Origin of the sequence: Streptomyces sp. MS06, from assembly GCF_047200655.1 — a bacterium.
Lineage (GTDB): Bacteria > Actinomycetota > Actinomycetes > Streptomycetales > Streptomycetaceae > Streptomyces.
The window spans coordinates 33158-56619 of sequence record NZ_JBJZOJ010000002.1; the positions used below are offsets into that span (position 1 = coordinate 33158).

At 73.0% G+C, this 23462-nt stretch carries 19 protein-coding genes and 1 pseudogene; 7 read left to right on the top strand and 13 right to left on the bottom strand.

All coding sequences use genetic code 11. The annotated features are described in order from the left end of the window. The first annotated feature begins 107 nt into the window (after positions 1-107). Positions 108-1241, top strand: a complete 1134-nt coding sequence (locus ACL02U_RS01185; protein WP_412788667.1) for a hypothetical protein — start codon at positions 108-110, stop codon at positions 1239-1241. 267 nt (positions 1242-1508) lie between these two features. Here ACL02U_RS01185 and ACL02U_RS01190 read toward each other — a convergent pair whose 3' ends face one another. The 3 genes from ACL02U_RS01190 to ACL02U_RS01200 all read right to left on the bottom strand — a co-directional run bounded on the left by ACL02U_RS01190 (position 1509) and on the right by ACL02U_RS01200 (position 4793). After that, a complete protein-coding gene (locus ACL02U_RS01190) occupies positions 1509-2057 on the bottom strand; it encodes an RNA 2'-phosphotransferase (RefSeq protein WP_412788668.1) in 549 nt (182 codons plus the stop codon). Positions 2058-2193: 136 nt separating this feature from the next. Beyond that, the gene (locus ACL02U_RS01195; RefSeq protein WP_412788817.1) at positions 2194-3933 is read right to left on the bottom strand and encodes an SDR family oxidoreductase; all 1740 of its coding nucleotides are present in this window, start codon (positions 3931-3933) and stop codon (positions 2194-2196) included. Positions 3934-3944: 11 nt separating this feature from the next. Then, a complete protein-coding gene (locus tag ACL02U_RS01200) occupies positions 3945-4793 on the bottom strand; it encodes a M24 family metallopeptidase (RefSeq protein WP_412788669.1) in 849 nt (282 codons plus the stop codon). 243 nt (positions 4794-5036) lie between these two features. Between ACL02U_RS01200 and ACL02U_RS01205 the strand changes: the two genes are divergently transcribed. The 5 genes and pseudogenes from ACL02U_RS01205 to ACL02U_RS01225 all read left to right on the top strand — a co-directional run. After that, complete coding sequence (locus tag ACL02U_RS01205; RefSeq protein WP_412788670.1) at positions 5037-6065, top strand: ABC transporter ATP-binding protein; 1029 nt, start codon at positions 5037-5039, stop codon at positions 6063-6065. Next, positions 6055-6975: an ABC transporter permease gene (locus ACL02U_RS01210; RefSeq protein ID WP_412788671.1), complete on the top strand. Its 921-nt coding sequence runs from the start codon at positions 6055-6057 to the stop codon at positions 6973-6975. The genes ACL02U_RS01205 and ACL02U_RS01210 overlap by 11 nt, the downstream gene beginning before the upstream one ends. A 52-nt stretch (positions 6976-7027) precedes the next feature. After that, on the top strand, positions 7028-7939 hold the full coding sequence (locus tag ACL02U_RS01215) for an ABC transporter ATP-binding protein (protein ID WP_412788672.1): 912 nt from the start codon (positions 7028-7030) through the stop codon (positions 7937-7939). A gap of 10 nt (positions 7940-7949) precedes the next feature. After that, positions 7950-8669 carry an ABC transporter permease subunit gene (locus ACL02U_RS01220; RefSeq protein ID WP_412788673.1) on the top strand — a complete coding sequence of 240 codons (720 nt, stop codon included), beginning with the start codon at positions 7950-7952 and terminating at the stop codon, positions 8667-8669. Between the two features lie 296 nt (positions 8670-8965). Beyond that, a pseudogene (locus ACL02U_RS01225) lies at positions 8966-9154 on the top strand (hypothetical protein); the annotation flags it as partial. A gap of 379 nt (positions 9155-9533) precedes the next feature. On the opposite strand, the gene ACL02U_RS01230 reads toward ACL02U_RS01225, so the two are convergent. The 8 genes from ACL02U_RS01230 to ACL02U_RS01265 all read right to left on the bottom strand — a co-directional run bounded on the left by ACL02U_RS01230 (position 9534) and on the right by ACL02U_RS01265 (position 19304). Continuing rightward, positions 9534-10352, bottom strand: coding sequence for an HAD family hydrolase (locus ACL02U_RS01230; RefSeq protein ID WP_412788674.1), 819 nt, complete (start codon positions 10350-10352; stop codon positions 9534-9536). Continuing rightward, positions 10349-11626: a serine--tRNA ligase gene (gene serS / locus ACL02U_RS01235; protein ID WP_412788675.1), complete on the bottom strand. Its 1278-nt coding sequence runs from the start codon at positions 11624-11626 to the stop codon at positions 10349-10351. The genes ACL02U_RS01230 and serS overlap by 4 nt, the downstream gene beginning before the upstream one ends. A 535-nt stretch (positions 11627-12161) precedes the next feature. Continuing rightward, positions 12162-13094, bottom strand: a complete 933-nt coding sequence (pheA, locus tag ACL02U_RS01240) for a prephenate dehydratase (protein WP_412788676.1) — start codon at positions 13092-13094, stop codon at positions 12162-12164. A 90-nt stretch (positions 13095-13184) separates the two neighbouring features. After that, complete coding sequence (gene efeB / locus ACL02U_RS01245; protein ID WP_412788677.1) at positions 13185-14471, bottom strand: iron uptake transporter deferrochelatase/peroxidase subunit; 1287 nt, start codon at positions 14469-14471, stop codon at positions 13185-13187. A gap of 5 nt (positions 14472-14476) precedes the next feature. Beyond that, positions 14477-16537, bottom strand: coding sequence for a copper resistance CopC/CopD family protein (locus ACL02U_RS01250; protein ID WP_412788678.1), 2061 nt, complete (start codon positions 16535-16537; stop codon positions 14477-14479). Positions 16538-16755: 218 nt separating this feature from the next. After that, positions 16756-17409, bottom strand: a complete 654-nt coding sequence (locus tag ACL02U_RS01255) for an SCO family protein (RefSeq protein WP_412788679.1) — start codon at positions 17407-17409, stop codon at positions 16756-16758. A 108-nt stretch (positions 17410-17517) separates the two neighbouring features. Continuing rightward, a complete protein-coding gene (locus ACL02U_RS01260) occupies positions 17518-18255 on the bottom strand; it encodes a YcnI family protein (protein ID WP_412788680.1) in 738 nt (245 codons plus the stop codon). 215 nt (positions 18256-18470) lie between these two features. Continuing rightward, on the bottom strand, positions 18471-19304 hold the full coding sequence (locus tag ACL02U_RS01265) for a hypothetical protein (RefSeq protein WP_412788681.1): 834 nt from the start codon (positions 19302-19304) through the stop codon (positions 18471-18473). 229 nt (positions 19305-19533) lie between these two features. Here ACL02U_RS01265 and ACL02U_RS01270 point away from each other — a divergent pair, with 229 nt between their 5' ends. Further along, complete coding sequence (locus tag ACL02U_RS01270; protein WP_412788682.1) at positions 19534-19971, top strand: ATP-binding protein; 438 nt, start codon at positions 19534-19536, stop codon at positions 19969-19971. Positions 19972-20237: 266 nt separating this feature from the next. Here the strand turns inward: ACL02U_RS01270 and ACL02U_RS01275 are convergent, their stop codons facing one another. Together ACL02U_RS01275 and ACL02U_RS01280 are read right to left on the bottom strand one after the other, a co-directional pair. Further along, complete coding sequence (locus ACL02U_RS01275) at positions 20238-21770, bottom strand: aminopeptidase P family protein (protein ID WP_412788683.1); 1533 nt, start codon at positions 21768-21770, stop codon at positions 20238-20240. Between the two features lie 107 nt (positions 21771-21877). Then, on the bottom strand, positions 21878-23389 hold the full coding sequence (locus ACL02U_RS01280; protein ID WP_412788684.1) for a PP2C family protein-serine/threonine phosphatase: 1512 nt from the start codon (positions 23387-23389) through the stop codon (positions 21878-21880). Positions 23390-23462: the final 73 nt, after the last annotated feature.

Here is a 23462-nt window from a genome sequence, read left to right on the forward strand (position 1 = left end):
CCGGCCCCGACCGCGGCCCCGCCGCCGCTCTCAGCACCGAGGCCGCCGGAGCCGCCGGAGCCGCCGGAGCCGCCGAAGCCGCCGAAGCCGCCGGAGCCGCCGAAGCCGTGGAAACCACCGAAGCCGCCCGGCCGGACGACGCGAACGGCCTCCCGACCGGTGAGGCCGCGGGCAGGTCGGCTGCCGGCCCGACCGACGACGAGGGGAACGCGGTGCCCAGCCCGACGGAGACACTGCTGCGGATGGCGCTGCGGGCCCGCGCCGAGGAGGTCGGCGTGCACGATCTGCGTCCGGCGGCTCCGCCCGCCCGGACCGTGCGGCGCACCCGGCACCTCTACACCGTCGCGCTGCCGCTGGTCGGCCTCGCCGCCGCGAGTGTCCTGGGGTACGTCGCCCTGGACCGTACGGAGGTCACCGGCGGCCGCACGGTCCAGCCGGCGACCACGGTGTCGCAGGTGCCGTCGCCGACCCGGTCCGGTCCGACCGCCACGGCGTCGCCGACGTCCTCACCGTCCTCGTCGGCTTCCTCGCCGTCCTCCTCGCCGCCCGCGACGCCGTCCTCCTCCGCCCGCCCTCCCGCCGTGCCCGACACGCCCACCGCGACCGCCGAGGGGGCCAGAGCCACTCCCGGCCGGTACGTGCCCGGCACGTGGCTGACCGCTTCGGAAGTGCCGCTGGGCGACGAGTTCGGGTGGCGGGCCCACGAGGCGAAGCCCGTGTCCGTCCCGAACGTCTTCCAGTGGCTGTGGGTCTGCGGCGGGCCCCATGACGTGAACGACGTGCTGCACGACGCCACGATCGAGGTGCGGGAGTTCGACGCCACCGCCGGCAGCTCCCGGGACTCGCAGGCCTACGCGTTCCAGGACACCTTCTACTTCAAGGACGCGGACGCCGCGCAGCACGCCCTGGACCTGATCCGGGAGGACTACCTGGGCTGCGCCGACGCCATGAACGCGCGCCACACGAAGGACCTGGATACCGGTACCGACGTCACCTGGCGGATCACCCGCACCGCGGCCGGCCCCGACGGGTTCGCCTACCGCAGTGTGGCCCGCGAGGCCGGCGGCGCACCGGCCAGCGAGAACAACCTGCCGTCCGATGCGCAGGAGTGGTTCGTGCGGTCCGGGAACGTCGTCACCATGCTGGGCATCGACGGCAGGGGTTCCGGGGTCGACGACGCCTCCGAGGCGGCCTCCACCCTGGCCACCCTGACCAGCAGGCTCGGCAACTATCCCCGGTGAGGCGCACCCGCCGACCGGCCTGCCACCGTCCGCCTTCCGGGCCGGGACCGGGCGGCGGGGCCGGGCAGCGGGGGCCCGGCGGGCGCGAAGCCCCTGCGCCGTCCGGTGTCCCGCAGACGGCCGCGGGACCGGCGGGCCCGGCCGGGTGGCCGCGTGTCCGGGTCGGTGCGGCCCGTGCGGGTGGCAGCCTGCTTCGGTCGGTGCGGCCCGTGCGGGTGGCTGTGCGCTTGGGTCGGTGCGGCCCGGATCAGGGGTTGCGTGCTCCGTTCAGTGCGGCCCGGTGGGCCGCAGGTAGCGTGCCGGGACCGCCCGGGTCAGCCACACCCCGTTGGCGCTGACGTGGAAGACGTGGCCGTCGCGGTGCAGGGCGCCGGCGTCCACGGCGAGCACGACCGGGCGGCCGCGCCGGGCGCCGACCCGGGCGGCGGTCTCCCGGTCGGCGGAGAGGTGCACGTCGTGCCGGCCCATGGGCCGCAGGCCCTCGGCGCGGATGGCGTCCAGGTTCCGGGCCACCGTGCCGTGGTAGAGGTACGGCGGCGGGGTCGCCGGTGGCAGGCCCAGGTCCACGTCGATGCTGTGGCCCTGGCTGGCACGGATCCGGTCCCCCTCGACGGCGAAGCGCTGCTTGTCGTTGAGCGCCACCACGAGGTCGAGCTCCTCGCGGGTGAGCGGGAAGCCGTGGGCCGCGGCCGCCGCGAGCAGGACGTCGATCTCCACCCACCCTGCCGCGTCGGGCGTGAGCCCGATGCGGTCGGGCCGGTGGCGCAGATGCCGTGAGAGGTACTTCGACACCTTGACCACGCGTCTGTCGTCCATGGTCTCAGCATGGCGAGGAGACGCGGATCACGCATTCTTTTTTCTCCGGCAGGTTTGATCCACAGTCAAGTCAAGTTATCCACAGGCCGGTTGGCGTTTCTGTGGACAACTGATCCACGACCGGGCGGCCGGCACGTCACACCGGCGGCCGCAACCGCGCGACCGCCCGCAGCAGCCCCGGCGCGAACCGGCCCAGCAGATGCGCCCCCCGCGCCTCCGGCGTCACCGGGACCACCGCGTCGTTGCGCGCCACGGCACGCAGAACGGCGTCGGCGACCTTCTCCGGAGGGTAGTTGCGCAGCCCGTACAGGCGGGCGGTGCGCTGCTGGTGGAGCCGCTCCTCCGCCGGGTCCGAGCCGGCGAAGCGGGCGGTGGCGGTGATGTTGGTGTTCACCAGCCAGGGGCAGATCGCCGTCACCCCGATGCCCTGTCCGGCCAGCTCGGCGCGCAGGCACTCGCTCAGCATCAGCACCGCCGCCTTGGAGGTGCTGTAGGCGGGCAGGGCCCGGGAGGGCTGGTACGCGGCGGCCGAGGCGGTGTTGACGATGTGCCCGCCCTGCCCGCGTTCCGCCATCCGCCGGCCGAACAGGCGGCAGCCGTGGATGACGCCCCAGAGGTTGACGTCGAGCACCTTGCGCCAGTCCTCGGTGCCGGTGTCGAAGAAGCCGCCCGACAGGCCGATCCCGGCGTTGTTGACCAGCACGTCCACCACGCCGTACGCGCTGTGGACCTTCTCCGCGAGCTTCTCCATGGCCTGCTCGTCGGAGACGTCGGCGGTCTCCGCCCAGGTCTCCGGCGCTCCGATCAGATGTGCCAGCTCGGCGGTACGGGCCGCGCCCTCCGCGTCCCGGTCGACCGCCACCACCCGCGCCCCGGCCTCCGCGAAGGCGAACGCGGTGGCCCTGCCGATGCCGCTGCCCGCACCGGTGATCAGGACGAGCTGCCCGCCGAAGCGTTCGGCGTACCGGCCGCTCGCCGCGGGCCGGGGCTGCTCGTCCTCCACGGCGGTGACGAACTCCCCGATCCAGGAGGCCACCCGGTCGGGCCGGGTGCGCGGGATCCAGTGCTTGGCCGGCAGGGTGCGGCGGGTCAGCTCCGGCACCCAGTCCCCCAGCTCGTCGTAGAGCCGCTCCGACAGGAAGGCGTCGCCCTGGGGGGTGATCAGCTGCACCGGCGCGTGGGCGTGCGCGTCGGGTCGCGGTCGGCGCAGCCGGGACCGCACGTTGTCGCGGTACAGCCAGGCGCCGTGCGCGGCGTCCGCGGGCAGCGAGGAGGTGGGGTAGTCGCCGCCGGGTACTCCCTCGAAGCGCTCCAGGATCCTCGGCCAGCGCTTGCCGAGCGGTCCGCGCCAGGCCAGTTCGGGCAGCTTGGGGGTGTGCAGCAGGTACACGTACCAGGACTTGGCGCCCTGTCCGAGGAGTTGCCCGACGCGGCGGGGCGTGGGGCGCCTCAGCCGCCGGCCGATCCAGTGGCCGAAGTGGTCCAGCGACGGCCCGGACATCGAGGTGAAGGAGGCGATCCTGCCCTCCGTCCGCCGCACCGTCACGAACTCCCAGGACTGCACCGAGCCCCAGTCGTGGCCGACCAGGTGCACCGGCCGGCCCGGGCTGACCGCGTCCGCCACCGCAAGGAAGTCGTCGGTGAGCTTCTCCAGCGTGAAGCCCCCGCGCAGCGGGCGGGGCGCGGTGGAGCGGCCGTGGCCCCGCACGTCGTACAGGACGACGTGGAACCGCTCGGCCAGTCGCCCGGCCACCTCGGACCACACCTCCTTGCTGTCCGGGTAGCCGTGCACCAGGACCACCGTCGGCCGTCCCGGATCGCCCAGCTCGGCCACGCACAGCTCCACGTCGCCACTGCGCACCCGGCGCTCACGCATGCCCGTCGGTCTCACTTCTCCTCCGCCCAGCGCCGCACGTGCGGCAGGTCGTCGTCCAGCCAGTAGGCGCTCTGCTCGGGGTCCCGGGAGTCGGTGACCACCAGGATCTCCTCGAACTTCGCGCCGGTGCCGCGGAAGCCCAGATGCGGTTCGACCGCCCACAGGCCCGGCTGCGGCGGGTGGTCGGAGAAGCGGTACGGCGACCACAGCGGGGACCAGCCCTCGCGGTGGCCGTGCAGCGCGTCGCTTGCCAGCCCCTTCAGGGCCCGGGTGCCGAAGCCGAACACCCGCGGTGAGAAGCGCCGTGCGCTGATCCGGTCCACCTTGTGCGCGATCACCCCGAAGGGGTAGGCGCGGTGCCGGTTGGCGTATCCCTGGCGGACCATGAGGCGGTCGACGTCCCGGTAGATCTCGCGCAGCGGCCGCCGTTCGCGCACCTCGCGCAGGATCAGCTCGCGGTGTGCCTCCAGGTCGGCCATCAGCCGGCTCTGCACGGGGTTCGCGCCGAGCGCACCCGAGTAGCCGACGTCGGCCGTGCAGCCCTCGTGCACGGGTGCCATGTCCAGGATGAACGGCATCCCCGGTTCCAGGCGGCGGTCGGTCGGGAAGAACTGCAGCGGCACCCGGAAACCGGCGAACGCCGTGCGGTCGCCGAACCAGGCGAACGGCAAGTGGAACCAGTCCCGTACGCCCCGCTCGTGCAGCCACGCCCGCTGCATCCGCGCCGCCTCCCGCTCGGTCACGCCCGGTTCGAGCCGGGCGGCCACCGCCTCCGCGCACGCGTAGGCGAGGCGCTGCACCCGCCGGAAGCCCTCCAGTTCGGTGGCGACTCCCCGAGCCACTGCCGTTGCCGTGCCCACCAGCACCCCACCTGACCTCGTCGACTGCGGTACGTGCCCGTCATGTGACGGGAGTGAATCTGTCAGTTGTTAGACGTGACGTCAATAGGGTGCGGGGAGCGCGGCGCTCCCGATCGCGCGCCTCCGAGAACCCCCGGCGAGCGCTTCCGAGCGGGCGTCCCCGACCGCGTGTGCCCCTCCGGCAGGGGATCCCCTAGGGTCCCGTACGACCTGGGTCTGACGTCAGGACGCCTCTGCGGTCTGATGACGACCGCGGCGCGGCTCACTACCGTCGACGACGTGACTGTGATCGTGACCGAAAGCCTGAGCAAGCGGTTCCCCCGGGTGACCGCGCTCGACCGGCTGTCCATGGAGATCGGGCCCGGTGTGACCGGACTCGTCGGAGCCAACGGGGCCGGCAAGTCCACCCTGATCAAGATCCTGCTGGGGCTGTCCCCCGCCTCCGAGGGCCGCGCCGAGGTGCTCGGCCTCGACGTCGCCGCGGACGGCGCCGCCATCCGCGAGCGCGTGGGCTACATGCCGGAGCACGACTGCCTGCCGCCCGACGTCTCGGCCACCGAGTTCGTCGTGCACATGGCCCGCATGTCCGGACTGCCGCCGTCCGCCGCCCGCGAGCGGACCGCGGACACGCTGCGCCACGTCGGGCTCTACGAGGAGCGCTACCGCCCCATCGGCGGTTACTCCACCGGCATGAAGCAGCGCGTCAAACTGGCCCAGGCCCTGGTCCACGATCCGCGACTGGTCTTCCTCGACGAGCCGACCAACGGCCTCGACCCGGTCGGCCGCGACGAGATGCTGGGCCTGATCCGCCGCATCCACCGCGACTTCGGCATCTCGGTCCTGGTCACCTCCCACCTGCTCGGCGAGCTGGAACGCACCTGCGACCACGTGGTGGTCGTCGACGGCGGCCGACTGCTGCGCTCCAGCTCCACCACGGACTTCACCCAGACCACCACCACCCTCGCGATCGAGGTCACCGACAGCGACGAACACCCCGACGGCACCGCCGCGCTGCGCGAGGCACTGCGTGCCCGCGGCGCCGCCGTCCAGGACGGCGGCGCGCTGCCCGGCGCGGGCCGCACGCTGCTGCTCACCGCGGCCGGCGAGGACACCTACGACCTGGTGCGCGACCTCGTCGCCGACCTCGGTCTGGGCCTGGTGCGCATGGAACAGCGCCGGCACCACATCGCGGAGGTCTTCCGGGACGAGGACGGGCACGAGCACGAGCACGCGCAGGTCGCGCGGAAGGAGGCCGCCGTCCATGGCGACTGAGTATCCGGCCGCCGGTACGGCAGCCGCCGGCCGCGGCGACGAGAGCCGCATCCACGACATCGGCTACCGCGGCTACGACGGCCCCCGCCTCGGCCGCTCCTACGCCACCCGCTCCCTCTACTCGCAGTCCCTGCGCGGCGCCTACGGCCTCGGCCGCTCGGTGAAGTCCAAGGTGCTGCCCATGCTGCTGTTCGTGGTGATGTGCGTGCCGGCCGCCATCATGGTCGCGGTCGCCGTCGCCACCAAGGCCAAGGAGCTGCCGCTGGACTACACGCGGTACGCGATCGTGATGCAGGCCGTCATCAGCCTGTACGTCGCCTCCCAGGCGCCCCAGTCGGTCTCCCGCGACCTGCGCTTCAAGACCGTTCCGCTGTACTTCTCCCGGCCGATCGAGATCGCCGACTACGTCCGTGCCAAGTACGCCGCCCTCGCCTCGGCCCTGTTCGTGCTGACCGCGGCACCGCTGCTGGTGCTGTACGCGGGCGCGCTGCTGGCCAAGCTCGACTTCGCCGACCAGACCGCCGGCTGCGCGCAGGGGCTGCTCTCCGTGGCGCTGCTCTCGCTGCTGTTCGCCGGGATCAGCCTGGTCATCGCGTCGTTGACACCGCGCCGCGGCTTCGGTATCGCCGCCGTCATCGCCGTGCTGATCATCTCCTACGGCGCGGTCTCCGTCGTCCAGGCCATCGCCTTCCACCAGGACAGCACCGGTGCCGTCGCCTGGCTCGGCCTGTTCTCGCCCGTCACCCTGATCGACGGCGTGCAGTCCGCCTTCCTCGGCGCCTCCAGCGCCTTCCCCGGCGGCCAGGGCCCCACCGGCGCGCAGGGAGCCGTGTACCTACTCCTCTGCCTCGGCCTGGTCGCCGCGAGCTACGGCCTGCTGATCCGCCGCTACCGGAAGGCGGGACTGTGATCGCGCCCGCCACCCGTCCGTCACCGTCACCCTCGCAGAACGGCCTGCGCCGATGAGCACCCTCTCCATCGACCACGTCTCCCGCTGGTTCGGCAACGTGGTCGCCGTCAACGACATCACCATGACCATCGGCCCGGGCGTCACCGGCCTGCTCGGGCCCAACGGCGCCGGGAAGTCCACCCTCATCCACATGATGGGCGGCTTCCTGGCCCCCTCCACCGGCACCGTCACCCTCGACGGCAGGCCGGTGTGGCGCAACGAGGAGATCTACCGGCACATCGGCCTCGTCCCGGAGCGCGAGGCGATGTACGACTTCCTCACCGGCCGCGAGTTCGTCGTCGCCAACGCCGAACTGCACGGGCTGGGAGCCGAGGCCGCCCGGCGGGCGCTGGCCACGGTCGAGATGGAGTACGCGCAGGACCGGAAGATCGCCACCTACTCCAAGGGCATGCGCCAGCGCGTGAAGATGGCGAGCGCCCTGGTCCACGACCCGTCCCTGCTGCTGCTCGACGAGCCGTTCAACGGCATGGACCCGCGCCAGCGCATGCAGCTGATGGAACTGCTGCGGCGGATGGGCGACGAGGGCCGCACCGTGCTGTTCTCCTCCCACATCCTGGAGGAGGTCGAACAACTGGCCCGGCACATCGAGGTCATCGTCGCCGGGCGGCATGCGGCCAGCGGTGACTTCCGCCGGATCCGCCGCCTGATGACCGACCGCCCGCACCGCTACCTGGTCCGCTCCAGCGACGACCGCGCCCTCGCGGCCGCGCTGATCGCCGACCCGTCCACGTCCGGGATCGAGTTCGACCTCGCCGAGGGCGCGCTGCGCGTCCAGGCCGTCGACTTCCCGCGCTTCACCGCCCTGCTGCCCCGGGTGGCCCGGGACCACGGCATCCGGCTGCTCACGGTCTCGCCGTCCGACGAGTCCCTCGAGTCCGTCTTCTCGTATCTGGTCGCGGCGTAGGAGGCCGAAGATGTACGACCCCACCGTCGCCCGGCTCACCTACCGGGCCCTTCTCGGCCGCCGCCGCGCCCTCGTCCTGGGGGCGCTGCCGCTGCTGCTCATCGTGATCGCCGCGGTCGTCCGCGGACTGACCGGTGCCGACGACCAGACCGCGGCCGACGTCCTCGGCGGGTTCGCGCTCGCCACCATGGTGCCGATCATCGGCGTCATCGCCGGCACCGGGGCGATCGGCCCGGAGATCGACGACGGCTCCGTGGTGTACCTGCTGGCCAAGCCGATCGGGCGGCCGACCATCATCCTCACCAAGCTCGTCGTCGCGATCGCGGTGACGATGGTGTTCTCGGCGGTCCCCACTCTGATCGCCGGGCTGGTGCTGAACGGCAACGGCCAGCAGATCGCCGTCGCCTACACGGTGGCCGCGCTGGTCGCCTCCATCGCCTACACGGCCGTCTTCCTGCTCCTGGGCACCGTGTCCCGGCACGCCGTGGTCTTCGGGCTCGTCTACGCCCTCGTCTGGGAGGCCCTGTTCGGCTCCCTGGTGGCCGGTGCGCGCACGCTCAGCATCCAGCAGTGGTCGCTGGCCGTCGCCCACCGGGTCACCGGGGGCGACCTGGTCACCTCCGACGTCGGCCTGACCACGGCCACCGTGCTGCTCGTCGCGGTGACCGTGCTCGCCACCTGGTACGCGGGGCAGAAACTCCGGTCGCTGACACTGGCGGGGGAGGAGTAGCGGCGGGCGCCGGGCAGCGGGCGGGCGACCTTGACGGGGAGTTCACCCCGGCGCGGGCACACTGGGCGAAGCGGACCTGTCGCGTAGAGGAACGGGAGGACGGCATGGCGGACGGCACCCCTCGCCGGGCGGACGGCGCGCGGCCCGGGGACGACCGGGCCCGTGCCGGGGAGCGCCGTGGCGAGGACCGGGCCCGCACGGGCGAGGACCCTGCCGGGAAGGACCGGGCCCGAGCCGGGCGCGACGGCTATCGGCCGGGGCACGGAGGCGGAGCCGATCCGCTCCCGGGCGCGGAATGGGACGGCCTCGTCCTGGACGAGGACTTCGTCCGGTCCGCGGAGGCCTCCGAGCCGTCCGCCCGTGCCCGGATGCTCGCGGCACGCTGGCGCCGGGAGCAGCCGGAGCCGCAGCCCTGGCGGTCCGACGAGCCGCCTGCCGGATGGTTCTTCGGCAAGGCGCGACGGCGCAGATGGCGGCGCCGGTAGCCGTCCGTGCTCCTCCGCCGGGGGCCGCCGCCTCCGCCGGGAGGCCGTTGCCCTCCGCCGGGAGGCCGCCCGGTTTCTCCGCCGGGAAATCCAGTGGCGCGCGGTGTGCGGGACCGGCACAGTGGTGCCGTGTCCGCCGCACGTCCGCGGCGTCACCGACGGGGAGAGGAGTCGGGCGGTGTCCATGCACGGCAGTACGCCCGATTCCCGGCAGGGCGGCCCGCGGCAGGCTCCGGAGTAGTCACTCCGCCGTCGAGCCCCGCGGGAGAGCCGCCCGGGGCGGCCGCTTCGAGCACGCGAACCCGCGTTCGCGTGGGCCGCCCACCCGGAGGATCGACCGAGTGGCAGGGCACCGGCCCGCGCTCCGTCCGACCGGCTGTCAGCCCAGCAACCGCTCCACCACGGCCGCGATCCCGTCCTCCTCGTTGGAGGACGTCGTCTCGTCGGCCACCGCCTTCAGGTCCTCATGGGCGTTGGCCATGGCCACGCCGTAGGAGGCCCAGGCGAACATCGGGACGTCGTTGGGCATGTCGCCGAAGGCGATGGTGTCGGCGGCCTTCACTTTGAGGCGGCGTGCCGCCAGGGACAGGCCCGTCGCCTTCGACAGGCCGAGCGGAAGCAGCTCGACGATGCCCTCACCGGCCATGGTGACGGTGACGAAGCCGCCGGCCGCGCCCACGGCGGCCTCGGCGAGTTCGTCGTCGGACAGCCTCGGGTGCTGGATGTACAGCTTGTTGAGTGGTGCGGTCCACAGGTCCGACGCGTCGGTGAACGGCGTCGCCGGCAGCCGGCCCTGCACCGTGTAGCCCGGACCGACCAGCACCTCGCCGTCCAGCCCGTCCCGGCTCGCCGCCAGGTACAGCGGACCGACCTCCGCCTCGATCTTGGCGAGGGCCACGCCGGCGAGCTGCCGGTCCAGGGTGACCGAGGTGAGCAGGCGGTGGGCGCCGGCGTCGTACACCTGCGCGCCCTGCCCGCACACGGCGAGGCCCTGATAGCCGAGGTCGTCGAGGATGTGACGGGTCCACGGCACCGCGCGCCCCGTGACGACGATGTGCGCGGCGCCCGCGGCGGCGGCCGCGGCCAGCGTGTCGCGGGTGCGCCGCGAGACCGACTCGTCCGAACGCAGCAGTGTGCCGTCGAGGTCGGTCGCGATCAGCCGGTACGGGAAGTCCGCGACGGGGGCGGTGCGGCTCACGCGCTCACCGGTTCCAGGATCTCCCGGCCGCCCAGGTACGGCCGCAGGACCTCGGGCACCCGCACCGAACCGTCGGCCTGCTGGTGGTTCTCCAGGATCGCCACGATGGTGCGCGGTACGGCGCACAGCGTGCCGTTGAGCGTGGCCAGCGGCCGCACCCGCTTGTCCTCGCGGACGCGGATGGACAGCCTGCGCGACTGGAACTCGCTGCAGTCGGAGGTGGAGGTCAGTTCGCGGTACTTGCCCTGCGTCGGGATCCACGCCTCGCAGTCGAACTTGCGGGAGGCGGAGGCGCCGAGGTCACCGGTGGCGACGTCGATCACCCGGAACGGCAGTTCCAGCGAGCTCAGCCACTGCTTCTCCCACTCCAGCAGGCGCCGGTGCTCCTCCTGCGCCTGCTCCGGGGCGACGTAGGAGAACATCTCGACCTTGTCGAACTGGTGCACGCGGAAGATCCCGCGGGTGTCCTTGCCGTGCGAGCCCGCCTCGCGGCGGAAGCAGGGCGAGAAGCCGGCGTAGCGCAGCGGCAGCCGGGCGGACTCGATGATCTCGTCCATGTGGTAGGCCGCCAGCGCCACCTCGGAGGTGCCGACCAGGTACAGGTCGTCCTTGTCGAGGTGGTAGACGTCCTGGGATGCCTGGCCGAGGAAGCCGGTGCCGGCCATGGACTGCGGGCGGACCAGCGCCGGGGTCAGCATCGGGGTGAAGCCGGCCGCCGTGGCCTGCGCCATCGCCGCGTTCACCAGAGCCAGTTCGAGCAGCGCGCCGACTCCGGTGAGGAAGTAGAAGCGGGACCCCGAGACCTTGGCGCCGCGTTCGACGTCGATCGCGCCGAGGAGCTGCCCGAGCTCCAGGTGGTCCTTGGGCGCGAAGCCCTCGGCGGTGAAGTCGCGGATCTCGCCGTGCGTCTCCAGCGTGACGAAGTCCTCCTCGCCGCCCACGGGGACGTCCGGGTGGACGAGGTTGCCGAGCTGGAGCAGCAGCTGCTGGGTGTCCGTGTCGGCTGCGTCGCGCTCGGCGTCGGCGGCCTTGACGTCGGCCTTCAACTGCTCGGCGCGCTTGAGCAGCTCGGCCTTCTCCTCGGCCGAGGCCTTGGGGATCTGCTTGCCCAGCGCTTTCTGCTCGGCGCGCAGCTCGTCGAAACGGACGCCGGACGACCTGCGCCGCTCGTCGGCGGAGAGGAGGGAGTCGACGAGCGCGACGTCCTCTCCACGGGCGCGCTGCGAAGCGCGCACACGGTCGGGGTCCTCACGGAGCAGACGAAGGTCAATCACGCGCCCCAGGCTACCGGTGCGGGGTGGCGGCTCACGACTCGCTATTCGCGGACGGCCGAATTGCGGCTTACATTCCGTATCAGGGCAATTGCTCATCGTGTCAAGCGGTGCTGTCCCGCTCCCCGGGACGAGGCACCTCGGGGGCTCGGGGTTGACCGGATTCCCTTGCGAGGAGGGGGACTTGGGTGCCGCCGTCCACAGCGGTCCACAACGTTCGAAAAGTTATCCACAGGGTGTGAGGAAGATCTGTGGATTCCGGAATTGATCAATCCGGTGTGCTGTCCGGGCCTTGGGATTCCCGGCGCATACCTCTTTTGTCCGCACTTTCGAGTGGAAGGTGTTCGCTCTTGCGGGTTGATCGAAGGAAAACGGTGGACGAAGGGGGGTTCGGGTGACAGAAGCCCCGTCGCGGCATTGAAGGCCGATTTGTCGACTGGGCGCCGCTTGCGTGTCGACTTGTCCCCAGGTCGAGAAGCCAACCTGTGGATAACCGCTGTGGATAACGAATATATGCAGGTAGGACGGACGGTGCCGGCTAGAAACGGCCGTCCTGGCAGCGCGCCACCCAGTCCGCCGCCGTCACGAACTCCTCGTCCGAGGTTCCCGGACGGGGTGCGTCCACGTCACCCGCGACCACGTCCGCACGCGGATAGGAACCGAGGAAGCGCACCTCCAGGCAGATCCGCTTGAGCCCCGTCAGCGCCTCGGCGACCCGGCGGTCGGAGATATGGCCTTCGGCGTCCACGCAGAAGCAGTAGTTGCCGATGCCGGCTCCGGTCGGCCGGGACTGGAGCAGCATCAGGTTGATGCCCCGGGTGGCGAACTCGCCCAGCAGGTCGCGCAGCCCGCCCGGATGGTCGTCCCGCTGCCAGAGCACCACGGACGTCTTGTCCGCGCCGGTCGGCGCGGCCGGCCGAGCGGGCCGGCCCACCAGCACGAACCGCGTCTGGGCGTTCTCGGCGTCGTGGATGCCCGTCTCCAGCGGCACCAGCCCGTACCGGTCCGCCGCGAACTCGCCCGCGAAGGCGGCGTCGTATCGGCCCTCCTGGACCAGGCGGGCGCCGTCCGCGTTGGAGGCCGCGGACTCCCAGAGGGCGTCGGGGAGGTTCCGTTTCAACCAGTTGCGCACCTGCGGCTGGGCAGCCGGATGCGCGGTCACCGTCTTGACGTCCGACAGGTCGGTGCCGGGGCGGACCAACAGGGCGAAGGTGATCGACAGCAGCACCTCGCGGTAGATCATCAGCGGGGCGCCCGCGACCAGCTCGTCGAGGGTGGTGGTGATGCCGCCCTCGACGGAGTTCTCGATCGGCACGAACGCGGCCTCGGCCTCGCCCCCGCGGACCGCGTCGAGTGCGGACTGCACGGACACGTACGGGATCAGCTCCCGGGTCGCGGCCTCCGGGAGGGTGCGCAGGGCGACTTCGGTGAAAGTGCCCTCGGGGCCGAGGTACGCATAGCTGGCTGGCATGACTTCACCCTAATGGGCCTGTCCCGACCCGGCGCGCCCCTCGGGCCACCGCCCCTCTCAGGGGTGACGTGCCGGGACCCGCCGTGGAACTCATCCCTCCAGCAGGCGCTGGCCGACGTACTCGCCGTTCGCCGCTCCGCCGGGCACCGCGAACAGCCCGCTCGCCTCGTGGCGGATGTAGGTCGACAGCGCGTCGCCCCGGTCGAGCTTGCGCTGGACGGGCACGAAACCGCGCAGCGGATCCGCCTGCCAGCAGATGAACAGCAGGCCGCTGTCCGGCACCCCCTCGGCGTCGAAGCCGTCGTGGTACGAGAACCCGCGCCGCAGCATGGCCGCGCCGCCGTTCTGGTCGGGCCGGGTGATCCGGGCGTGCGCGTTGACCGGTACGACGAGGTCGCCGTTCCCGTCCGTTTTGTCGAGGTCCATCGGGGTGGTCTCGGTGCCCCCGGTCAGCGGCGCACCGTCGGACTTGCGGCGCCCGATGACGTCCTCCTGAGCCTTGACCGACAACTTCTCCCAGTCGTCGAGGAGCATGCGGATCCGGCGGACGACGGCGTAGGAGCCGTTCGCCATCCAGGTCGGCTCTCCCGAGGAAGGTACGAAGATCCGCCGCTCGAAGTCGGTCTCGGTCGGCTGCGGATTACGCGTGCCGTCGACCTGCCCCATCAGATTGCGGACCGTCATGGGGCGGGCGGTCGCGCCCGGGGTGCGGTTGAAGCCGTTCATCTGCCAGCGCAGGCGGGCGGCGGTGCCGGCCTCCTGCTGGAGGGCACGCAGCGCGTGGAAGGCGACGAGGGCGTCGTCCGCGCCGATCTGCACCCACAGGTCACCCTCGCTGCGAGCCTTGTCGAGCCGGTCGGAGGAGAAGGCGGGCAGCGGGTCGAGGGCACCCGGGCGCTGCTTCTCCAGGCCCGTCCGGCCGAAGAAGCTGCGGCCGAAGCCGAAGGTCACGGTCAACGACGCGGGGCCTGCGTCCCGGGCCACATCCGTGTCGCCGTGGGCCGCCGGTTCTCCAGCCATCAGCCGTTCGGCCGTCTGCGACCAGCGGCGCAGCAGTGCGGCGGCCTCCTTGCGTCCCGCGCCCGCCGCCAGGTCGAAGGCCGCGATGTGGCCTCGCGCCTGGAGACCCTCCGTGATACCGGGCTGATGTTTCCCGTGAAACATCGCCCGGTCCGATCCCACCGAGGTGAGGGGAGCGGCGGCCTGGGAGGGCGCCGCGGCGTATCCGACGGCCGCGCCGGCAGCGCCGAGGACGAGACCGCCGGCACCGGCGGTGCCGAGCAGCGTGCGCCGGGACAGGCCCTCCCCGGTGCGGGCGCCCGCGGAGGAGGGCCGGTCGGCGGGGGTCCGGGTCTCGGAAGGGGACTGGTCGGTCATCTGATTCAGCCGATCTGCGCGTTCTTGGAGACGGTCACCTGGTCGAAGTCGGAGGTCCGCACGGTCACGGCGACCTTCCAGACACCGGCCAGGGGGAGCTGCACGCCACTCGCCGACCAGTGTCCGGTGGCGATGTGGTCGGGGACGACGGACAGCGGTCCGAGGTCCCTGGCCTTCAGGGTGAAGGCCGCCTTGATCTCGGGGACGTCGAGGGGACGGCCGTCCGAGTCGGTCACGAGGAGGTGCATCGTGTTCCGGCCCGGCCGCGCGGGAGCGAGACCGATGCTGATCACGCCCTTGCCGTTCCGGCCGCCGGTGTCGAAGGGCATGTCCAGGACCTGCTGCGCCGGCGAGGCGGTGGTGGCGGGGAGCGCTGCGGACGCGGCCGCCCGTGCCTGTTCGGCCGTGCGTCCCGGCTCGGTCTGGGTCAGCAAGGTGGTGACGGCGAGCAGGACTACGGCGACGGCCGCCTCGGCGAGCACCGAGCGGCGCAACCCGGACCGGTTGGGGTCCGCGTCGCGCAGCCGCCTCCGGAGCGCGGCCTCCCTGGCGGCGCGCTGCCGCGCGAGTTGCGCGGCCCGCTCGGGGTCGGGGCCTCCCGGCCCCGCGTGCCCTGAGGCATCCCCGGCTCCCTCGGATCCGGCGGCCGGATCCGCTGCCGGACCGGGAGCAGCGCCCGTGCCGCTGCCCGCCGCCCGCTCGGGGCCGGGGTCCGCACCCGCCGTCGACCTGGGAGCGGCGAGCGGGTCCGAAGGCCGCTCGGGGCGGGCGGCCGGACCCGTCCCCCGTCGGACGCCCGCGGACCCCCGCTCCGGCTGGCCTGCCGGGACCGGCGCCGTGGCTGCCAGTCGGGCCGTCCAGCGCCGGGAGAACCGCCCGAGGACGACGAGCAGGGCCACCAGCCCGAGCTTGACCAGCAGCAGCCGGCCGTAGGAGGTGTCGGTCAGGGCGGCCCGGGAGCCGAGCTGGCGCCACGACTGGTAGGTCCCGGTGGCGATCAGGACGACCACGCTGCCGAAAGCGACGGCCGAGAAGCGGCGCACGGCCCGGCCATCGACCGGCGCCCCGGCGGGGGCGCCCTGCAACGCGACGAGCAGCGCGGCCAGTCCGCCGAGCCAGGCGGCGACGGCCAGCAGGTGGACGACGTCGACGGGCACGGCGATGCCGGACTGGAGCCCGGTCGAGGCGTGCTCGGACGTCGCCCAGCTCGCGGCGAGCCCGACCGCGACGGCGAGGCCGCCGACCGCCGGTCCGGAGGCGACGCCCCACCGCTCCTCCCCCTCGCGCTTCCGGTGGGACCCGAAAAGCACCGCGACGAGCGGCGCGGCCGCGGCGAGCAGCAGCAGCCGGGAGACCAGAGCGGTACCGGTCCCGGTGTGCAGCACCTGTCCGAGCAGCCCCATGTCCGCGACGTCCCGGAGCCTGCCGGAGGTGGTGTAGGAGCCGCGCAGGAGCAGCAGTCCCAGGGTTCCCGCGGTCAGCGCCACCCACCCGGAGACCACGAGCCGCTGAACGGGGCGCACCCCGGACCCGCGCGGCAGGCAGACCAGGACGAACGCGGCTCCACCGACGAGGAGGGCGAAGCCGGCGTAGGAGGCGTACCGGCCGATGCCGTACAGCGCGCCGACCAGACCCCCGCCGGCGCCCTGACCGGTGAGGGAGACGACGGTCCGGGAGGGGGCGCCGACGGAGAAGGTGTAGGCGCCGGAGACGGGGTGGCTGTCGGCCGACACCACCTGGTAGGTCACGGTGTACGTGCCGTCGCGCAGCCCGCCGCGGAGCGCCACGGAGTAGGTCGTTCCGCCGGCGGGAGCCGGGCGGCCCGCGTCGACGCGGTTGCCCCGCGGGTCGAGCACGCGCAGTGCGTCGTCGCCCATCGCGACCTCCTCGGAGAAGGTCAGCGAGACGCGGGTGGGCGCGATCCCCACCACCGCCCCCTGCGCGGGGTCGCTGCCGGTCAGCGCGGCGTGCGCGGAGGCCGGTGCGGCACCCGCGAGCAGGGCGCCGGTGACGGCCAGGAGCAGCAGTATCAGGGTCCGCAGGCGGGGAGCGGGGGTCGGCGTCACGGTGTCGGCCCCTCAGCGCCCGTTCGCCGGGACACGGGTCGCCGACGTCACCGGCATCTCGCCCCGGACGGTGCCGGACCCGGCGAGGTGCGGTGCGAGACGGGCCCTGTCGCCCTGCCTCACCCGCTGCCCGAGCGCCGCGGACGTCGGGTTGCCGCTCCCGCTGCGCAGGGCTCCGGTCGGCGCCGCCGCGGATGCCGCGGACGCCGCGGACCGCGTCACGGCTTCTCCCCCTTGATGATCCTGGGGAGGTCCCTGGTGTAGTCGTCGACGGTCGCGTCCTTGTTGTAGACGAGGTACCCGGCGTTCGTCTTCGGCGAGAAGGCCATCACCTGGGTGCCGTGCGAGGAGACGATCTTCCCGTTCTTGTCCTTGTGCGGCGCCGCGATGAAGATGCCGAGCTTGCGGGCGGCCGCCTGGATGGTGGTGAAGTCGCCGGTGAGGCCGACGATCTGCGGGTCGATCCCCTTGAGCCAGGTCCCGAGCTCGGTCGGGGTGTCCCGCTCGGGGTCGGTGGTGACGAACACGATCCGCAGCTCGGCCTGGTCCGCCGCGGACAGCTGCTTCTTCGCGACGGCGATGTTGTTCATGGTCAGGGGGCAGACGTCGGGGCAGTGCGTGTAGCCGAAGTAGATCAGCGTCGGCTTCCCCGCGGTCTCCTTGCGGAGGTCGTACTGCTTGCCGTGGGTGTCGGTCAGCACCAGTTCCGGCTTCTGGAACGGCTGGTCGAGGACGGTGACGGCCTGGTTCGAGGCGGAGTCCTGGGACACCGAGGCGACCGCGTCGCCGTCGCCGGCGCTGCTGCCGCAGGCGGAAAGGGTCAGGGAGGCGGCGGCGAGCAGGGCCGCCGCGGCAAAGGTCTTCGTACGCATGGAGGAGAGTTCCCGAGGTTGCTTGGCGGGGTCGGGCGCGCCCGGGGGCGTCGGTCCGGGCCGGTGGGCCCTGCGACGGCCCCCGTGCGCGCCGCGGTCGGACAGGGATCAGGCGGTGCCGCCGCGCCGGCGACCGGCGAGCACGCCGTACGCCACGCCCGCGGCACCGACGGCGATGCCCACCACGCCGAGGATCCGGGCGATGGTGTCACTGCCGCCGGAGGAGTCGGAGGCCTCGGCGGCCGCCGTGCTGCCGCCGGAGGAGTCGGAGGCCTTCCGGGCCCCGGCGGAGCCGTGCGCGTCCGCGTCGCCGGCGGCCGACAGCTGCAGCACCGGAGCGGGGTTCTCCGGCTCCTCCTGGCCGTCCTGGGCCACCTCGATCCAGCGCACGACCTCCTTGTTGGAGTACGTCTGGATGGCCTTGAGGACGAGTTCGTCGGTGTCCTCCGGCAGGGCGCCGACGGACAGCGGGAACTTCTGGAAGTAGCCGGGCTCGATGCCCTTCCCGGTGGCGGTCCAGGTGACCTTGGAGACGGCTTCGGAGATCTTCTTCCCGTGCAGTTCCAGCGGCTTGGCCAGGGTGGACCGGGTGACCTCGGCCTGCCAGCCGGGGACCGGCTCCGGCATCACCGAGGCCAGCGGGTGGTCGGTGGGGAAGCTGACCTCGAGCTTGGTGGTCGAGGCGTTGTCGCGCTCGTTGGGCACCCTGAAGTCGATGACCGCGTAGCCGCCCTTGGCGGCCACCCCCTCCGGCCGGACGGTGACGTGGGCGAACGCGGGGGAACCCAGGGCGAGGACGGTGGTCGCGGCGACCGCGCCGGCGGCCGCAATGCGGGAGACCTTCATGGAAGGCAGCACTCCACTTCGAGTGAGGCTAACGAGGCAGACCCGTCTTCGCGTCTGTGCAACTGCGCTTCTGCGCCTCTGCACGTCTGCGTTCTGTGCGTCTGCGGGTCTGCGGGGACGAAAGGTGGTACGCGCGTAGCGGCGCGGGCCGCTCGACGGCGGACGCCCTTTCGCCCGGACTCGTTTCCCGGAGTGCGGGTCGCGGTGGCGTCGCGTCAGGCGGCGAGACGGCAGTCGGCGGCCGGTGGGCCACGGCGGATCACCGTGTGCTCCAGCATCGGCGCACGCGGACGCGCCGGCGGAAGCTCCGCGGGCCGCGGCGGACGCGGGCCGCGCTGCGGTGCCGAGGGCAGTCCGGCGAGCAGGGCGAGCACCAGGGCGAGTGCCGCGCGCAGGGCCCGTACGAGTGCGCCCTCCGCGACGCCGTGGGCCGACAGCGAGGCCAGTTCGCTGATCCGCAGCAGGGCGAGGTCGCCACGGCGCAGCAGCCAGCCCGCGGTGATCGCGGCGAGCACGTGACCGAGCAGCATCGGCAGCGAGGGCACCAGCGACCCCGAGCAGCCCCCGGAGCCGAACAGGGCGTCCGGCTGATGAACCGGACCGCCCGTGCCGACCCGCGCCTCGGAGAGGATGCGCCGCGCCTGGGCCGGGCTGAGCGCGGCCGCGGTGTGCCCGCACACCAGCCGGGACGCCCGCGCGATGAGCGCGGCGTCGGCGGCGGACCTCACCCCGTTCGGCCCGTTCGCGGCGGGCGGGGCGATTGCCGCGGCGGCCTGCTGGCCCAGGCCGAACAGCGTGTGCAGGACCGTCTGCCCGACGGCGAGCAGTACGGCGATGGCCGGCAGTGAACGCGCGCGACCGGCGAGCGGCACCGCGATCAGCAGTGCTGCCAGGAAACCCGCGCCCAGCGACCACAGCGGCACGGTTGCCCCGGACGCCAGGGCGTGGCCGGCCGCGGCCAGCACGACGCAGACCGCGGCGAACACCGCGGCCCGCAGGAGCCGGACACCGCGTCCGGTTCGCGCCGAGGGCGGCTGGGGGGCAGACATGGCGGGCCCATCATTCCACTGCCCCCGCAGGGCCCCGACGCCAGGTCCGAAATTCCGTACATACGGGAGATCGCGTCCCGCGGTAGTGAAGCGGTCGAGTGCCACATACACGGAATGCCGCCCTCGGCACATCCCCCATATGGGCGGCATCACGTCAAATCCGTGCTTACTCGTGGGTCGGCACGGCAATACGTATCCGTATGTCGAGCGGCAGCCGGGAGGCGGGAGCATGAGCATCTGGTGGTCCCTCCAGCTGCGGCGCGAGGCCGCGAGCGTGCCGCTCGCCCGTCGTCTGCTGCGCGGAGCGATGGAGACGGCGGGCGTCGACCCCGACGTGTCCCACGACCTCTGCGTCGCCCTCAGCGAGGCCTGCGCCAACGCCGTGGAGCACGGCGGGGACGCCGCGCCGGGCGCCTACCGCGTCACCGCCCACCTCGACGGCGAGCGGTGCCGTATCGAAGTCTCCGACTCCGGACCGGGATTCACCGTCGCCGACCGGGGCCTCCGCCGGCCGTACGAGGACGAGGAGCACGGCCGCGGCCTCTACCTGATCAGGCAACTCGCCGACCACGTGGACATCGGCGGTGAGCCGGGGCAACGCGGTGCGGTGGTGCGCTTCGACAAGATCCTCAAATGGCGGGACAACGCCCCCCTGATGGCGGTCTGACCTGATGGCGGTCTGAACCGCACCGCGGGCAGCCGACCGGCCACTCGCCCGCGGCCGCCCGGCGGTGCCCGGCCCGGCCGGCAGCCGGGCACGGTGGCGAGCATGGCAGCCCGGCACCGCAGCCCGGCACCGCAGGCGGCGGTCCCGAACGTTCCGGCCGGGACCGGAAGACGACGGGAGACGACGGGACCGGGAGACGACGGGACCGGGGACGGAGTCGGCGGCCGGGCACCCCCGGTGCTCCGGCCGCCGACTCCGTCACCCGCTCAGCGCAGCGAGGCCATCCACGCCTCGACCTCGTCCGACCGCCGCGGCAGCGCGGCACTCAGGTTCCGGTTGCCGTCCTCGGTGACGAGGATGTCGTCCTCGATCCGCACGCCGATGCCGCGGTACTCCTCCGGCACCGTCAGGTCGTCGGCCTGGAAGTACAGCCCCGGCTCGACCGTCAGGCACATCCCGGGCTCCAGCACGCCCTGCACGTACGTCTCGGTGCGCGCGGCCGCGCAGTCGTGGACGTCCATGCCGAGCATGTGGCCGGTGCCGTGCAGGGTCCAGCGGCGCTGCAGGCCCAGCTCCAGTACCCGCTCCACCGGGCCCTCCACCAGACCCCACTCCACCAGCTTCTCCGTGAGCACCCGCTGGGCGGCGTCGTGGAAGTCGCGGTACTTGGCGCCCGGCTGCACGGCGGCGATGCCGGCCTCCTGGGCCTCGTACACGGCGTCGTAGATCTTCTTCTGCAACTCGCTGAAGCGGCCGCCGATCGGCAGCGTGCGGGTGACGTCGGCGGTGTAGTAGGTGTGCGTCTCGACGCCCGCGTCGAGCAGCAGCAGGTCCCCGGAGCGCACCGGCCCGTCGTTGCGCACCCAGTGCAGCGTGCAGGCGTGCGGGCCGGCGGCGGCGATGGTGCCGTAGCCGACGTCGTTGCCCTCCACGCGGGCGCGCAGGAAGAACGTGCCCTCGATCCAGCGCTCAGTGGTGGCCTCGGCCCTGTCGAGGACCTTCACCACGTCCTCGAAGCCGCGCGCGGTGGAGTCGACGGCCTTCTGCAGCTCGCCGACCTCGAAGGCGTCCTTCACGAGCCGGGCCTCGGAGAGGAAGACCCGCAGCTCCTCGTCGCGCTCGGCGGTGACCTTGTCGGTCAGCGCGGCCTCGATGCCGGCGTCGTACCCGCGCACCACGCGCACCGGTCCGGTGGCCTCGCGCAGCTTGCCGGCGAGTTCGCGCACGTCGTCGGCGGGGATGCCGTACAGCCGCTCCGACTCGGCTAGGGAGTGGCGGCGCCCGACCCACAGCTCGCCCTGGCCGGAGAGCCAGAACTCGCCGTTCTCCCGGTCCGAGCGCGGCAGCAGGTAGAGCGTCGCCTCGTGGGCGGGCTTGCCGTCCGGCAGGGTCCGCGGCTCCAGCACCAGTACGCCGTCCTCGGTCTGGTTGCCGGTGAGGTAGGCGTACTCGACGGAGGCGCGGAAGGGGTACTCGGTGTCGTTCGAGCGGGTCTTCAGGTTGCCCGCGGGGACGACCAGCCGCTCGCCGGGGAAGCGGGCGGACAGCCGGGCTCGGCGAGCGGCGGTCTCGGCGGCCTGGGCGATGGGCTCCAGGTCGCGCAGCTCGGTGTCGGCCCAGCCGGACCGCATGCTCTCGGCGAGCTCGTCGGACACACCCGGGTAGAGGCCGTTCTTCCGCTGCTTGACGGGCTCCTCCTCGGAGGCTTCCGGCCCCGCCTCGGGAGCTGCGGGGTTCTTGTCGTCCGGGAGCTCTTCGGCCACGGTTCCTCCTTGGATACGGCACTGGACCCCCTCCATCGTACGGTCGTACGGAAGGGGCCCAGGGGCGGAGGACCTGTTACCGACGCCACTGCCGGCCGGTTCCGGAGGTCACTCGAGGCGTGCTGCCGCCCGGTCCGGGGAGGTCACTCGAAGCGTGCTGCGAGCAGCACCACGTCCTCCTCGCTGTCCTGGTCGGCCAAGCCGTCCGGCAGCACGGTGCGCAACACGTGCTCGGCGACGGCGTCCGGGTCCTCGCGGACCGCGCGGGGCGCGGCGGCCGCCGCCGCGTGCAACCGGGCGAAGGCGCGGTCGGCGGAGTCGCCGGTGCGGTGCAGCAGCCCGTCGGTGTAGAGCAGCACCGTTTCGCCGGGTTCCGTCGCCACCTCCACGCTGGGCGCCTCCCAGCAGGACAGCATCCCCAGCGGGGCGGAGACGGTCGTCTCCACGAACTCCGTGCGCCGCTCGCCGATCAGCAGCGGCGGGCAGTGTCCCGCCCCGGCCAGGGTCATCCTGCGCAGCGTGGGCTCGCAGTAGGCGAACAGCGCGGTCGCCGAGCGGGCCGGCTCGGTCAGGCGCAGCAGGAGCTCCAGGTCGGAGAGGACGGCCACCGGGTCCTCGCCCTCCATCACCGCGTACGCCCGCAGCGAGGCCCGCAGCCGGCCCATCGCCGCGACCGCACTGGGCCCGGAGCCGGTCACCGAGCCGACCGCCAGGCCGAGCGCCGCGTCCGGCAGCGGCAGCGCGTCGTACCAGTCACCGCCCCCGCGGGGACCGGTGCGGCGGCGGGCGGCGAGCTGCACGCCCGCGATCCTGGGCAGCCGGGACGGCAGCAGCTCCTCGGAGATCGTCGCCAGACAGGCCCGCGAGCGCTCCACGTCGAGCAGCCGGGCGAGGTGTTCGGCGGCGTAGCGGGTGTACAGGCCGATCAGGTGCTCCTGGCGCTCGGACGGCTCGGCCGGCTCGTCGTACAGCCAGACCGCGGCGCCGAGCCGTCCGAGCGCCTCGGTGGACAGCGGGAGGGCGTAGCTGGCGGCGTAGCCGAGGCGGGCGGCGACCTCGCGGTGCCGTGGGTGGAGACCGTCCTCGGCGAACAGGTCGGGCTGGGCGACGGCGCCGTCGCAGCCGGGCAGGCCGTCGAGGATCCTGCCGTACGACAGCGAGCTGCGCGGCACGGTCTCGATGTGGCCCAGGTCGGAGCGGGCCAGACCCAGACCGGTAGTACTGTCGGGGCCCTGCCCGTCGGCCGGTTCCAGGACGACGAGTCCGCGCCGGGCCCCCACGAGGGCCGCGCCGGCGCGCAGCGCCTCGCGCAGTGCGCCGTCCAGGGTGTCGGTGCGGGCGAGGCGCTCGGTGAGTTCGTGCAGTGTCGTCAGGTCCGACACCCAGCCGGCAAGGCGGTCCTGGAGCAGTGCGCCGGGCGGGTGCGGCGGGGGGACGTGCGGACTGTCGGGGCCTGCGGGCGCGGGCGCGACAGTGTGTGCGGGGGATGGAACCGTTGAATCGATTCCAGCCACTTTCGAAGGGTGCGGGGCGTTCATGGCGTCCGGCTTTCCGACCGGTGCGTATTGCTCAAAGGCATCGCAGACCCCCATGTCATTCTGCGCCGGTAGCAGTGTCTCCACATGTACACGCACTCGTGAGGGGATGTCCAGCATTGTCCTGCTGGGATTCCTGGTGTCCGAGAGGGGTGCGGGACTTTCGGCGGCTCCCGCCGGTAACCCCTTGCGG